The 12820-nt window shown below is 70.3% G+C and carries 13 protein-coding genes; 5 read left to right on the forward strand and 8 right to left on the reverse strand.

Annotated features, from left to right (window positions below; all coding sequences use genetic code 11):
• Positions 1-11 precede the first annotated feature (11 nt).
• Genes ACYVF7_RS12005 through ACYVF7_RS12020 form a run of 4 tightly spaced genes read right to left on the reverse strand, consistent with a single transcriptional unit; the run spans position 12 to position 2795 of the window.
• A complete protein-coding gene (locus ACYVF7_RS12005; RefSeq protein WP_460338873.1) occupies positions 12-575 on the reverse strand; it encodes a dihydrofolate reductase family protein in 564 nt (187 codons plus the stop codon).
• A gap of 15 nt (positions 576-590) precedes the next feature.
• Positions 591-1409: an alpha/beta fold hydrolase gene (locus tag ACYVF7_RS12010; protein WP_460338875.1), complete on the reverse strand. Its 819-nt coding sequence runs from the start codon at positions 1407-1409 to the stop codon at positions 591-593.
• 51 nt (positions 1410-1460) lie between these two features.
• Complete coding sequence (locus tag ACYVF7_RS12015; RefSeq protein ID WP_460338877.1) at positions 1461-2183, reverse strand: hypothetical protein; 723 nt, start codon at positions 2181-2183, stop codon at positions 1461-1463.
• A 12-nt stretch (positions 2184-2195) separates the two neighbouring features.
• Positions 2196-2795 (reverse strand): TetR/AcrR family transcriptional regulator, encoded by a 600-nt coding sequence (locus ACYVF7_RS12020; RefSeq protein ID WP_460338879.1) that lies wholly within the window; start codon positions 2793-2795, stop codon positions 2196-2198.
• 103 nt (positions 2796-2898) lie between these two features.
• Here ACYVF7_RS12020 and ACYVF7_RS12025 point away from each other — a divergent pair, with 103 nt between their 5' ends.
• Positions 2899-3693: an SDR family NAD(P)-dependent oxidoreductase gene (locus tag ACYVF7_RS12025; protein WP_460338881.1), complete on the forward strand. Its 795-nt coding sequence runs from the start codon at positions 2899-2901 to the stop codon at positions 3691-3693.
• Between the two features lie 18 nt (positions 3694-3711).
• Here the strand turns inward: ACYVF7_RS12025 and ACYVF7_RS12030 are convergent, their stop codons facing one another.
• Positions 3712-6696 (reverse strand): BRCT domain-containing protein, encoded by a 2985-nt coding sequence (locus ACYVF7_RS12030; RefSeq protein ID WP_460338883.1) that lies wholly within the window; start codon positions 6694-6696, stop codon positions 3712-3714.
• Between the two features lie 42 nt (positions 6697-6738).
• Here ACYVF7_RS12030 and ACYVF7_RS12035 point away from each other — a divergent pair, with 42 nt between their 5' ends.
• Complete coding sequence (locus ACYVF7_RS12035; protein WP_460338885.1) at positions 6739-6867, forward strand: SDR family oxidoreductase; 129 nt, start codon at positions 6739-6741, stop codon at positions 6865-6867.
• A 65-nt stretch (positions 6868-6932) separates the two neighbouring features.
• Here the strand turns inward: ACYVF7_RS12035 and ACYVF7_RS12040 are convergent, their stop codons facing one another.
• Entirely contained in the window at positions 6933-7760 is an 828-nt protein-coding gene (locus ACYVF7_RS12040) for a hypothetical protein (RefSeq protein ID WP_460338887.1), read from the reverse strand.
• Positions 7761-7917: 157 nt separating this feature from the next.
• Here ACYVF7_RS12040 and ACYVF7_RS12045 point away from each other — a divergent pair, with 157 nt between their 5' ends.
• Positions 7918-8595: a hypothetical protein gene (locus tag ACYVF7_RS12045; RefSeq protein WP_460338889.1), complete on the forward strand. Its 678-nt coding sequence runs from the start codon at positions 7918-7920 to the stop codon at positions 8593-8595.
• On the opposite strand, the gene ACYVF7_RS12050 is transcribed toward ACYVF7_RS12045, so the two are convergent.
• On the reverse strand, positions 8476-9282 hold the full coding sequence (locus tag ACYVF7_RS12050; protein WP_460338891.1) for an SAM-dependent methyltransferase: 807 nt from the start codon (positions 9280-9282) through the stop codon (positions 8476-8478). The genes ACYVF7_RS12045 and ACYVF7_RS12050 overlap by 120 nt on opposite strands.
• Positions 9283-9391: 109 nt before the next feature.
• On the opposite strand from ACYVF7_RS12050, the gene ACYVF7_RS12055 reads away from it, so the two are divergent.
• Entirely contained in the window at positions 9392-9976 is a 585-nt protein-coding gene (locus ACYVF7_RS12055) for an SMI1/KNR4 family protein (RefSeq protein WP_460338893.1), read from the forward strand.
• Between the two features lie 48 nt (positions 9977-10024).
• On the opposite strand, the gene ACYVF7_RS12060 is transcribed toward ACYVF7_RS12055, so the two are convergent.
• A complete protein-coding gene (locus tag ACYVF7_RS12060) occupies positions 10025-11449 on the reverse strand; it encodes an aminotransferase-like domain-containing protein (protein WP_460338895.1) in 1425 nt (474 codons plus the stop codon).
• 64 nt (positions 11450-11513) lie between these two features.
• Here ACYVF7_RS12060 and ACYVF7_RS12065 point away from each other — a divergent pair, with 64 nt between their 5' ends.
• Complete coding sequence (locus ACYVF7_RS12065) at positions 11514-12710, forward strand: trans-sulfuration enzyme family protein (protein WP_460338897.1); 1197 nt, start codon at positions 11514-11516, stop codon at positions 12708-12710.
• Positions 12711-12820: the final 110 nt, after the last annotated feature.

The raw sequence follows: 12820 nt of genomic DNA on the forward strand, positions 1-12820 counted from the left end.
ATGCCGAACGGTCACCGTGCCCTTCGGAGGATCATGATGGGTACACCCTCGCCGACCGTGATCGATTCGGTCAGCCGCCACGCCGACTTGTCCGAGGTCTCCCCGAACAGGTGCCTTCCGGTGCCGAGGAGGACCGGGAACATCATGAGGTGGAGCTCGTCGACGAGGTCGTGCTCGAGCAGTCCCCGCACGAGCTGGATGCTGCCAGCGACCGAGATGTCGCCGTCCACCTCCTTCTTGAGCCCGGTCACCTCCTCGGCCAGGTCGCCGGAGAGCACCCGCGTGTTGTTCCACTCGGGATCGGTGAGCGTGCTCGAGACGACGTACTTCGGCATCCCGTTGTACTTGTCGGCGAGCTCGCCCTCGTACTGCGACCAGGCCGCGGCGAATCCCTCGTACGTCCGGCGGCCGAGGAGCAACGCCTCGGCGCCGAGCGCCTCGTCGACCTTGAACCGCTCGCCCTCCTCGCCGCGGTCGAACTCGAAACTCCAGTTCGGATACTTGAAGTCCTCTCCACCGGGCGCCTCCACGACGCCGTCGAGCGAGATGAACTCGGTGACCACGATCCGTCCCATGGGTGCACGCTCCTCTCAGCCGGCGTGGGCGAAGTCGCGCAGCGCGGCGGCGAGCACGCCGGCGGGGGCGCTGTGCTGCTCGCCCTCGACGGCCCGCAGGGTCGCGGTCGGCAGCAGTTCGGCAAGCGCCTGGGCGCCCGTGATCACGAATGGGAACGTCCCGGTGCCGTGCATCACGAGCGTGGGCACGGTGATGGCGGCCCAACGATCACGGGGCAGCGGGGCACCCGACATCGTGGTCCCCATGATCCGGCCGTCGTAGGCGATCGTCGGCGCGACAGCCTCCATGACCGGCCAGAACTCGCTCTGCCGGATGCCGCCGACGGCCTCGGCGGGCATGCCGGCCGCGGCGGTCAAGAACAGCTCCGCGGCATCCCCGGGGCGACCGTCGGCCACGGCGGCGTCGAGGCGCTCCACGTAGTCCGCGGGCAACGGCGGGCGACTGTCGTCGACGACGAACGGCGGCTCGAACAGCGCGAGCCGCTTGATCGGCAGACCGGCCGCTGCGGCGTCGAGCGCGAGGACCGCGCCGGACGACCAGCCGAACACGGTCGCCGGCGCGCCCGCGACCTCGATGAGCGCGGCGAGGTCCTCGATCTCGCGCTCCACGGCGTACGGCCCGGTGTCGGTGCTCTCGCCGCGTCCGCGACGGTCGTAGGCGTAGGTCCGGAACTCCTCGCTCAGCAGCCGTCCGACCTCCTCGTTCGTCGGATTGATGGCGGGATAGGCGGTCGCGCCGTCGATGATGATGAGCGGCTCGCCCTCACCCCACGCGGTGAACGCGATCACGGTGCCGTCGGCGGACACGGCGGCCGCGCTGACGTTCTCGGTCATCTGGATTCCCTTCCTGGTACCGATGCGGAATCTTCCGCAGCGGCACTAAGGCTAGGAATCGGCTGCGGTGCCGGTCTTGTACAGAAGCGACAGGGGCTGCTCGGTCGAATCCTGCCGGCACAGCTCGGTCGCGGTACGGCCGATGAAGCGCGTCAGTGAGCGGGCGAGGTGCGGCTGGTCGTAGTAGCCGAGCCGGTTCACGACCTCGAGCGATGAGACGCCCTCGCCGAGCAGGATCGCGGCCTGCCGGGCGCGCTCGATCTGCCGGATGCCGCCCTGCGTGAGCCCGGTCGCCGCGGCGACGCGGCGCTGCACCGACCTCGTCCCGACGTCCGGCATCCCACCGGCCACGACCTCGTCGACGAGCGGGTCGCGTACGACGACGCCCTCCCGCACCAGCCGTACGACGAGCTGCTCCGCGCTCTCGAAGCCGGGGACGAGCCACTCCTCACCGCCCAGCACGAACCTCGACGCGGTCGCGTGCGGGCTCTCCCAGGCGGAGTCGACGAGGCGCGCGGGAGGCAGGTGCGGCATCGAGGTGCCGTGCGCGAACGTGATGCCGAAGGACTCCGACCCGTCGGGCACGTCGGCGCTCGAGGCCGTGGTCTCGGGACCCCGTACGGCGGCGTGCACGCGACCCTGGTCCGCCCAGAACACCAGCTCCCAGTTCGAGGTCGCGATCGAGGTCATCCGCGCGACCCCGGACGCGCGGCTACGCCACACGCGGTGGATGTAGGGCGAGTCCGACGGCCGGTCCTCGTTCTCCAGCGGCATCCCATCCCCCGATCAATGTGCGGCGGAGGCGACGAGGCTGCGGGCGGTTTCGACCACGGTCTCGCGGCGGCGCGCCAGGGCGGCTTGGTCGGTCTCCTCGTTCAGGACGAGGCGGCACGTCCTGGGCACCGCGAAGTTCCAGGCGATCAGTCCCATGATGGTGAACAGCAGGTCCTGGGCGGCGCGGACGCGTGCGTCCTCGGGGAGGTGGTGGGCCGCGCCTCCGTCCGCGAGGCGGCGAGCCTTCTCGCGGAACTCCTCACCGCGCTCCCGCTCGCCCTCGTCGGGTTCGCCGCACACCTCCAGGGCCTCCCACAGCAGCAGCCTGATCAGCTCCGGGTGCTCCTGATACCAGTCGAACATCTGCCCGACCGACTCGGCCACCGCGTCGGGGTCGATGGAGACGGAGACGCAGACCTCCTCCAGCTTCGCCCGCAGGATGGCGGCGAACAGCTTCTCCTTGCTCCCGAAGTACAGGTAGATGGCCTGCTTGTTGGCCCTGGCGGCCGTCGCGATCCGGTCGACCCGGGCCCCCGCCAGGCCGCGCTCGGAGAACTCGGCGGTGGCGGCGGCGAAGATCCGCCGTCTGGTGTCCTCCGCGTCATAGGCCATGAATGAATTAAACCATCCAGTTGACTCCTCCCCGGCCTAGACGGCAGTATCGGAGCAGCAGTAAAACAACCAGATGGTTTATTTCGCTTGAGAGGTTGGTCCCATGAGCACCGCGACTCCCATCCCCGTACGTTCGCCGCTGTCGAGCGCCCTCTCCGGCACGACCGCCGTCCTCATCGGCGGAAGCTCGGGCATCGGGCTGGCGGCGGGCGTCCTGCTGCGTTCGGTCGGCGCCCGCGTCGTACTGGTCGGCCGCGACCCCGACCGGCTGAAGGCCGCCGTCTCCCGGGTGCGAAGCGCGGGTCCGGCCGGGGATCCCGACGACGCCGTGCTGGCCGTCCCCGGCGACGGCGGCGACGAGCAGATCCTCGCCGAGGCCTTCGACAAGGCGGGTCACGTCGACCATGTCCTCGTCACCGCCGGCGGCCTCAGCGGCGCCGGCCCCCTGACCGAGCTGTCGCCCGACGACCTCCGTACGACCGTCGACTCCCGCCTCTGGGGGGCATTCGCCGCCGCCCGCGCGGCGGCGGCCCGGCTTCCCGCCGGAGGCTCGCTCACGTTCAGCTCGGGGATCCTCGTGGTCCGCCCCGCTCCCGGAATGGCCGCTCCGCTGTCGGTCGGCGGCGCCGTGGAGACCCTCACCAAGGCCCTCGCCGTGGAACTCGCCCCGGCGCGGCTGCGCGTGAACGCCGTCCGCTTCGGCCGGATCGACACCCCACTCCTGCGCTCGGCGGCGGGTCTCGACTCCGACGAAGCGATCGCCGCCGCCGGCTCGACCGCTCCCCTCGGCCGCTTCGGCACCGCCGAGGAAGCCGCCGCCTCGGCCCTCTTCCTGATGTCTAACAACTACGTCACCGGCCAGGTCATCACCGTCGACGGCGGCGAAACCCTCACCTGATCCGGGCCACCGACAGGGCTAGAACGGAGGCCGGTTGAAACCGGTGTGGAGGAGCCAGATCGCGCCGAACGCCGACGAGGGACGGTCGTTGAAGTCGCCACGCTCCGGTAGCGATTCCAGGAGGTCGAGAACGGCGGAGATGTGCCCGCACGCCGCGGCGCTCTCGATCAGCTGCTTGATCGGGTGCTCGCGCCGCGAGTGCGGTATGCCCTGGATCTTGGCATAGCCCCGGGCCAGTTCCCGGACGTCCTGATCGGTCGGCTTCTGGGGCCGGAATGGCGGCGTGCCCCGGTGGGCCAGCTCGACGAGTTCGTCGCCGATCGCCCAGTTGTGGTTCCCCCAGCTCTCCATCAGGTCGGCCCGTCCATGCTCGGCGAGGACTGTCAGCACCTCGTACGGGACGTCCCAGCCGGGCAGGCTCTGGAACTCACGGGCCAGGTCGAGGCGGCCGGTGCGCAGCAGGTACACCAGCCACTCCGCCGCCGAGAAGAAGCTGCCGCTCGGATGCCCGGCTCGGTCGTCCAGGAGGGCGCGCACGAGGTCGTCGCGTCCACACTCCAGCATCGAGTGCATGACGGCGACGTGGTCTTGCCAGGCGTTGGGCTCGATGGTGATGGACGCGCGGGCGTGCTGGAACCACTGCCCGGCGATGCCCGTCTCGCCCAGCGCCTGGCAGGCCGCGCCGAACGAGGCCGACCTGTCCGCATCGAACATCCTCTGGTCCACCGATGGGAACAGCGACTGGGCGAGGGAGAATGCGGTGCGGGCGGAACGGGTGTCCCCGGCCCGGGCGAGGATCACGGCGACGTCGGATGCCGCGGCGAGGCGGTCCGCCGGCTCGGGGATGTCACCGACCAGGGTCATCGCGGCCTCAGGCTCGCCGCGCCGGGCGCGCAGCCGGGCGGCGGCCCGGAGGTGATCGCCGATGTGGGAGCCCCAGCTGTACCGGTCGAGGTCGGCGAGCGAACCACGCGCCGCCTCGAACAGGTCGTCCACGCTCGCGGTGTTCGGAGGCGGCCACTCCACGGGCTCATCGCCGTCCATCTCCTCCAGCTCCTCGCGGTACTCGCGGAGGAGCTCGCCGTACTCGGAGTCCAGGACGTCGGCGGCGGTGAGGGCGTCGGGCAGCACGCGAAGTTCACCCCAGCGCACCGGCCAGGCGTGGCGCCGCCCGACTCCCCAGGCGAGGAGGGAGCCCAGTTCCTCCTCCCTGTCCTCCGGAGCGATCACGGCGTCGGGCTGGAGGATCATCGCCCAGTTGTCCTCATCGAGAGCGAAGATCTGCCCCTCGAACTCCTCGGCGAGCTCGCCCTCCACCGGACGCGGGCCCGGCGGGACGTACAGGGAGTAGAAGTCGCCGATGACCTCGCCGGTCTCGACCCTGACGAACTGCATTACCACGTCGTCGAGCAGCACCAGCGTGTCAGCCGCACCCCAGTACACGGTGTCGGCGCCCCCGGCGAGCACGCTCCGGAGCAGCCGGGGGTTCGCCGGGTCGGCGAACGACCAGATCTCCGCGGACCCCTCGATGTTCAGGAAGGCGGCCTGTTCCCCGCCCGGAGCCCAGGCCCAGGCGTTGTGGTCACCCTCCCGGTCCCCCCACCCCGAATGCGGGACCTGGGCGCTGAAGACCAACCGGTCGTCGTCGAAGACGTGAACGCCTCCCGTCTCGGCGCTGCCCGTGGGAGGTGTCAGGACGGCCAGCCGGTTGATGGCGCGACCGGGCGCCCAGTGCAGCGAGACGGGCTCGCCGAGCTCGAAGGGGCCGCGGCGGATCCCCCCGGTGGACGCGTCGAGCAGGAACAGGCTGCGGCGAGTGACGGCGGCGACGAGACGCCCGTCCGGGCTGAGCCGGGCGAACTCGCCGGGGGCATACCAGACGACCTCGCGCGTTCCGGCGTCCACGCTGATGGCGTTGGCCCCGAACAGCCGGGTGCCATCGGGCGACCACACCGGGTCATCGATCCACTGCCCGACCTTCCAATCGCCGTCCCCGTTGTCGCGCCGGGCGAAGTCGTCCCGCACGGCCTCGGGCAGCCGGCGCGCCATCAGGTACGGGTGGTCCGTCTCCACGTGGTTGGGCAGCCAGCTCAGGTGGCCGCGATCCAGCGGGACGATACAGCCCTGGAGCCCGCCGTCGCCGTTGGTACCGCAGTGGAAGTAGACGCTGCGCCCGTCGGGAGAGAGCGCGAACTCCGACGGGCGGGAGTTACCGTCCGACGCGTCGATCGTGGCGAGCCGCTTGCCGTCGAAGGTCCAGACCCCCACCATGTTCGTGCGGTGGGCCATGGCGATGCGGGACGCGTCGGCCGACCACTGGATCGTGCGCTGATAGCCGGGCCATCCGATGCCGCCCTCGATGCGGCGCACGGTGTTGACGCACCGTCCGGTCGCGACCTCCCAGATCTGCAGGACGCCACCCGCGTCGTAGTCGTCGCCGACCCAGCTACCGGTGGCCAAATAGCGGCCGTCCGGGCTCATCGCGTGGGCAATGATCTCCGTGTCGTGGCCGTACGGTTGCGCGAGCCACGCCACATCGGCGTCAAGCAGCCGTCGGGTGGCCAGCCGGTGGGCGTCGGTCACGCCCTCGGCGCCCTCCAGCTCGGCCAGCCGGGCGCGCAGCGGCGGGGTGTCACGTTCGGGCGTGAAGGCCGACCAGTCAGCCCCGTCCAGGAGCGCGTACACCGCGCCAGAGCCCCGCGCCCCTGCCAACTCTGAAGCCGACAGGAACCGCCGAGGAGGCGCCGCGGCCGGAGGAGTGACGCCTTCTTCTCGCTCCAGCATGCCGATCAGTGCGTCTTCATCAAGGTACGGCGTGCGGAGCATCGCCTCGGTGCGGGGGATGGGCCCCCGTTCACCGGGGGCGAGAAAGATGAGGTCGGTCTCTTCGGTCACCTCGTCCGCCACCCGCGCGCCGAGCGCCTGAAGCCGCCGTATCGCAGACTCCCTCTCGATCTCCCAGAAATCCCCGTACAGCACGACCGTGCGCCCTCGCAGGTTCATGATCAACACACCTTATAGGCGGGAACCGGCATCGCCCGCGCAATGCGGAAAGCTCCGTTCGGCCGCTTCGGCACCGCCGAGGAAGCCGGCGCCACGGCCCTCTTCCTGATGGCCGACAACTACGTCACCAGCCAGGTCATCACCGTCGACGGCGGCGAAACCCTCACCTGACCCCGCGAGGGCGCTCGGGCGGGCCGGGACGAGAGAACCGGTCTCGTCCCGGCCCGGTCAGTGGGTCATGCCACTAGCGGGTGCCAGCCGTCGCGGTAGCGGACGCCATCGCGCCGGAGTCGGACCTCGTCGTGCCAGGCCCCGGGGACTGGTTCGGTCTGGACGAGTTCGGGTCGATCCACCACGACGCACACGTCCTCGCCGGGCCACCACCAGCCGCAGGAGCGCGTGAGCGCGGCCCAGTGGCCGAGGAGGTCGAGTTCGTCCGGCCCGTACCGGGCCAGCCCGAGCCGGTGCAGGGCGTCGTAGTAGGCCACCCACGCCGCTTCCTGCTGCCCGTACCAACACACCGGTACGGGTCCGCCGCCGGCCAGCGCGTTGCGGAGCGGGATGCGGAATCCGTGGGCGAGACTCCGGTCCAGTGCGACGCGGATGCCCTGGTGCAGCAGGACGCCCAGGGGAACGCCGAGCTCGAGTGCCTTCAGCGGTGGCACTTCGGGCCAGGGCTCGTTGTGCTTGCCCTTCCGCGCCGGCGACAGTTCGGGGTCGGCGTGGGAGACGCCGGCGCTGAGGGCGCCGCGCAGCTTGGACAGGTCCATGGCCAGATCACTGGCCAGTGGTGGTGTCCCCCGCAGACGAGGGTCGCGGATCCACGCGTAGAGCCGGTCGAGGGTGGGCAGTTCGGTGACAAGCGAGATCGCTTGAGCCGGAGAGTCGACCCATTCGAACCGGGGTCGTCGGCGAAGGATCTTCGCGTAGATCGCGGCCAGGCTGTGTTCGGCGGTCCGCCGATCGGCCGGCTGCGTGGACAGGCCGTGGTCAAGCCACTCCTGCCGGATCTTGATGGCTTCCTGCCACAGGCCGTGAGCTCTCTTGCCACGGAGGTCGGACACGGAAGCAGCGGCGTCATGGCGCCGCGTCAGCGCGCTCAACGCGCGTGGGCGTCGCCGCCCTTTCGGTTGGAGATCATGTCCCGATGATGACCCAGACTCCTCTGTAGGCGCAACCAGCCGACAGGGTCAGGATGCGCCTTAAGTAGGGGGTAGGGCGATGACGCTGCGCACTGATCTGACCGCATTGCTTGCCGACGCCGGCATCGTTGACGTGGACATCGACAAGGCCGTCGAGGACGAGCACGTGCGCTCGTCCGCATATCGCAAGGTGCTTGCGGTGATCGCTGCCGCACAGCGCCGTGACAATGACCGCGCGGTCGTTTCGGTGATCGTGCGTGATCCCGAGGGCTTGGTGTCCAAGACGGCAGTCGCCGAACTCGTGGACAGAATCGCAATGAAGACGGCTGACCCGACCGATTTCCGGCGTTGGGCGCTCGGGCTGATGCCGGAGATAGGGCGGCTCGCGACGGATGGGCATCGCAGCTTCCTGCACGGTCGTATCCATGATTGGACGATCTACTTGACCGTCATGACCGGCCGTACTCCGGCTGCTGCTGAGATGGCAAGCGCCACGGCGTGGATGCAACGCCGTATTGCCACTGAATCAACATCTCTGTCGGTACTCGCCATGCTCACCGAGGCGGGCCGCACAAGAAAGATACGGAACATCGCACGAAATCGTGCTGGTAGCCGCGCGGTTAGAAACGACGCTGGCTTACCCACCCGCAGGAGGGTCATGGAGGTCGGCGATCACGACCATCCGCTTGTGGTCGGTGGTCAGCGGCCGGCCGTCCTCGCCGTAGCCGGTCACCGCGGCGAATCCCGCTGTGAGTAGCCAGTCTCGTAGCTCGGGGAAGCCGAACAACCGCTTGACGAAGTTCACCCGGCGGGCGCGCCCGTCGCGGATGATCGTCCGTTCCGCATCGAACCGGCCGGTCAGTGCGTCCAAGTGATAACGGTCGACGAGCATGTCGCCGTTGTCCCGCGCCGCCACGACGCGTGACGGGGAGTACGAAGCGAGAAAGCTCGTCAGGTTGTCCAGGTCCATGGCCAGCCGGCCCCCTGGCCGCAGGGCACGGACGATCCCGTCCAGGACAGCGCGATTGGTGGTGTCGTCGAAGTATCCGAACGCAGTGGACCAGTTGATCACTCGGTCGAAGCGACCTGTCCACGGTATCTGGCGCATGTCGCCGGCCACGTACTCGACGCTCACTCCGGCGGCGGCCGCGTCGGCACGGGCCCGATCCAGGAAGACCGCCGAAGAGTCCAGGCCCGTGACCCGGCAGCCACGAGCAGCCAAGCGGTTGGCCAGGGCCCCGTGCCCGCAGGCCAGGTCCAGCACGGTCATGTCCGGTCGCAGATCCAGCAGACGCCAGACCAGCTCCGCGACGTCCTCGCCCGAGGAATCAACACCAGGGACAACAGGCCCGTGCGCCGCGAACTCGCTAGCGCCACGAGGCGCGGCAAAGAAGTGCAGATAGTCCTCGTCGTACATCGCTGCGGCGTCGAACAGGTCGCTCATACGGACGAACAGTAAAAGTGATTACCATCGACGGCAACGGCATTATGAACGTCCCCGACTTCGGCGGAGGCTCCAGAAGTACCTGCGGAGTCGGCGGCGGTGTCAGCGCGTGGTGATATTCATGGGCGGCATGGATGCTGATCACGCTGACCCTGCCGATCTGGATGCTCTCCGGGCGGCTTTCGACGTGGACTCGTGCGAACCGCCTCTGGGCTGGGAAGCGCTGCGTGCTTATGAAGCGGAGCACGGGATCGTGCTGCCCGAGCCGTATCGGACCTTCGCTGCGGAAATCTGCAACGGGTCTGCCGGGGGACCGCCGGACTTCGGACTCGTCCCGTTGGCGGAGATGCCCGAGGACTGGGGAGACGATCGCGGGCGCGTGCCGGCCGAACCGTTTCCGTTGACCGCGCCTTGGCTCTGGGAAGGAGACGAGGATGACCCGCGGTCGCCGGAAGAGATCGACAAGGCCCTTGGTCAGGTCTTCAATCACGGTTCGATCGTTCTGGGCACTGACGGCTGCGGCATGTACTGGCATCTCATCGTCACAGGGCCTCACCGCGGACATATCTGGAACATCACCGGCGAGGGCGCCGCTCCTTTCGGTGCCGAGTTCGGATTCACTACCGGGTCCCCTGGGTTCGTCGGATGGGTAACGCACTGGGCCGCCCAGAAGCCCTGGTTCGATGCCGCATGAGTGAAGCCTGAACCGCCTCGGTCGGTCGGTGTCCTACGCCCGCCCGAGTCACACGGCCAGCGCCGTGGGTGGGCGGGCGCGGTTCGGAGAGGCCTCGTAGGTGCGCCAGGCTTCGGCCAGGCGGCGTACGGCCTCGGTCAGCTCATCCGGTGGGGCGAGGAAGTGGACGCGGATGTACGCCGTGCTCTGGCCGGTCACGTCGAGTCCCTCGCCTGGCAGTACGGCGACGCGGTGGCGCATCGCGGCCTGGGCGAAGGACGCGCCGTCGCCGTGGGGCAGGCGGACCCACAGTGTCTGTCCGCCGCGTACGGGCGGAGCCTCCCAGTCGGGCAGCCGGTGGGCCAGTTCGGCGCGCAGGTGGTCGTGGCCGGCGAGGCGGTCGGCCGCGCGGCGCCGGCACAGAGCGTCGAGGTGGGGGAGCAGCTCGGCGGCGGCCAGCTGGGCGGGGATGTTCCCGCCTAGATCCTGTACGGCCCGCAGGCGCGCCAGCCGGTCGATGATCGGGGCGGGGGCCCGTACCCAGCCGATCCGTAGGCCGCCCCACACGATTTTGCTGAGCGAGCCGATCGAGATGACGGCGTCGCCGTACGCGGCCATCGGGGGCGGGATCTGCTCGCCGGGGAACGGTGGGTCGGCGACGACCTCGTCGTCGATCAGCGGCACTCCCGTGGCGGCGGCCGTCTCGGCCAGTCGCCTGCGTGCGAGGGCCGGGAGTACCGCGCCGGTCGGGTTGTGGAAGGTCGAGATGACGTACGCCAGGGCCGGGCGATGTTCGCGTACCGCGTGTTGGAATCCGTCCAGGCCGACCGGCAGGCCGCGGAGCACCGCCGCCTCGTCGCGGAAGGCCTCCAGGGCGCCCGGGTAGGTCGGCGCCTCGACGAGTACGCGGTCGCCCGGCCGGGTGAAGGCGCGGGCGAGCAGGGACAGTGCCTGCTGGGCACCGTTGGTGACGAGGATCTGGTCCGGGTCGGTCGGGACGCCGCGCAGCGTGTACCGGTCGGCGATCGCGGCGCGCAGCGTGGCGTGGCCGTACGGGTGGTAGCCGATGTCGCCGGTGGTCGCGGCCAGCTTGGGCAGGATCGCCTCGTACGCGCGTGTCAGCTCGGGCGGCGGGGCGTCCAGCGCGGCGCACGCGAGGAGGATCACGTCGTCGCGCGGTTCCAGCAGGTGGAGGAACACCGGCGCGCCGGTGGTCTGGTGGGCGACCTCCGACGGCGGCCCGGCCACCCGTGTGCCGCTGCCCTGGCGGCGGACGATCCGGCCCTCCTGGCGGAGCGCGTCGTACGCGGCGACGACGGTGCCGCGTCCCACGGCGAGGGTCGCGGCCAGGGCTCGGTCGGGCGGCAGCGGCGTGCCTGGGGGCAGGTCGCCGTCGTCGATCAGCCGCCGCAGCCGCGCCGCGAGCAGGACGTGCAGGGGTCCACGGCCGGCCGACCATCGGCCCAGCCTCTCGGCGATGTCAATTGGCTCCATATGCGGACCAATTATGCGGTATTGGCACTGGGGCCGTGGGCGGCCCCGGCCGAGGATGGAGGGTATGAACTCACCACACGACGTACCGCACCCCGAGACCAGGACCGTTCACACGCCCGTCGTGGAGGTGACGGGCAGCCGGCCGCTCGGAACGCCGATCTACCAGAACCACGTCTTCGCCTTCGATGACTCCGACGCGATGGCCGAGGCGTTCGGCGGCCCGGACGGCGCGTTCTTCTACAGCCGGCTCGGCAACCCGACCGTCCGGGCGCTGGAGGAGGCGGTGGCCGACCTCGAGGGCGGCGCCGCCGGGCTCGCCGCCGCCTCCGGGATGGGGGCCATCAACTCGGTGCTGCTGGCGCTGCTGCGTTCGGGTGACCACGTCGTCGCGCAGAACTGCCTGTACGGAGCGACGATCGCGATGCTCGACGACCTCGCCGAACGGTGGGGCGTCGAGGTGACGTACGTCTCCGGCGCCGACCCGGAGGAGGTCCGCGGCGCGCTGCGGCCGAACACCCGGCTGCTCTACCTGGAGACGATCGCCAACCCGACGACTCAGGTCGTGGACCTGCCCGCGCTGTTCGCCGTCGCGAAGGACGCGGGGGTGCTCAGCGTCGTCGACAACACGTTCGCGAGCCCGATCCTGTTCCGGCCGATCGCCCACGGTGCGGACATCGTCGTGCACTCGGCCACGAAGTACCTCGGCGGGCACTCGGACGTCCTCGGCGGCGTCGTGGTCTTCGCCACGGAGGAGCTCCACCGGAAGGTCTGGCACTACGCGGTCGAACTCGGCGCCTCGGCCGACCCGTTCGCCGCCTGGCTCACGCTGCGTGGCATGCAGACCCTGGCCCTGCGGATGCGGCGGCACTCCGACAACGCCCTCGACCTGGCCGCGCGGCTCGCGGATCACCCCGCGGTCGCGTCCGTCCGCTACCCGGGCCTGCCGGACCACCCGGACCACGAGCTGGCGTCCCGGCTCATGCCCGACGGCCACGGGGGAGTGCTCTCGTTCGACCTGACGGGCGGGCGCGAGGCCGGGAAGGTGTTCGCCGGAGCCGTACGGCTGGCCAGCCTGAGCCCGTCGCTCGGGACCGTCAAGACGTACGTCATGCACCCGGCGAGCACCTCCCACCGGCAGCTCACCGACGAGCAACTGCGGACGGCGGGCATCGGCGCCGGGACGATTCGGGTCACCGTCGGCATCGAGCACCCCGACGATCTGTGGGCGGACCTCGACCAGGCCCTGCGCAAGGCCGGCTGATGATCGGCGCGTACGGCCGGCGGTGACGGCCGCGCTCGAGCCGGCGCAAGGGGTCGACGGCGTCACAATCTGGGGCGAACCGGTGCTGACCTGCGGCGACGCCCTGACGT

It is taken from the genome of Actinoallomurus acanthiterrae, from assembly GCF_054775715.1.

Coding starts and splice junctions, on each gene's coding strand:
- ACYVF7_RS12005 (WP_460338873.1), bottom strand. CDS start 575: ATGGGACGGATCGTGGTCACCGAGTTCATCTCGCTCGACGGCGTCGTG.
- ACYVF7_RS12010 (WP_460338875.1), bottom strand. CDS start 1,409: ATGACCGAGAACGTCAGCGCGGCCGCCGTGTCCGCCGACGGCACCGTG.
- ACYVF7_RS12015 (WP_460338877.1), bottom strand. CDS start 2,183: ATGCCGCTGGAGAACGAGGACCGGCCGTCGGACTCGCCCTACATCCAC.
- ACYVF7_RS12020 (WP_460338879.1), bottom strand. CDS start 2,795: ATGGCCTATGACGCGGAGGACACCAGACGGCGGATCTTCGCCGCCGCC.
- ACYVF7_RS12025 (WP_460338881.1), top strand. CDS start 2,899: ATGAGCACCGCGACTCCCATCCCCGTACGTTCGCCGCTGTCGAGCGCC.
- ACYVF7_RS12030 (WP_460338883.1), bottom strand. CDS start 6,696: ATGAACCTGCGAGGGCGCACGGTCGTGCTGTACGGGGATTTCTGGGAG.
- ACYVF7_RS12035 (WP_460338885.1), top strand. CDS start 6,739: ATGCGGAAAGCTCCGTTCGGCCGCTTCGGCACCGCCGAGGAAGCCGGC.
- ACYVF7_RS12045 (WP_460338889.1), top strand. CDS start 7,918: ATGACGCTGCGCACTGATCTGACCGCATTGCTTGCCGACGCCGGCATC.
- ACYVF7_RS12050 (WP_460338891.1), bottom strand. CDS start 9,282: ATGAGCGACCTGTTCGACGCCGCAGCGATGTACGACGAGGACTATCTG.
- ACYVF7_RS12060 (WP_460338895.1), bottom strand. CDS start 11,449: ATGGAGCCAATTGACATCGCCGAGAGGCTGGGCCGATGGTCGGCCGGC.
- ACYVF7_RS12065 (WP_460338897.1), top strand. CDS start 11,514: ATGAACTCACCACACGACGTACCGCACCCCGAGACCAGGACCGTTCAC.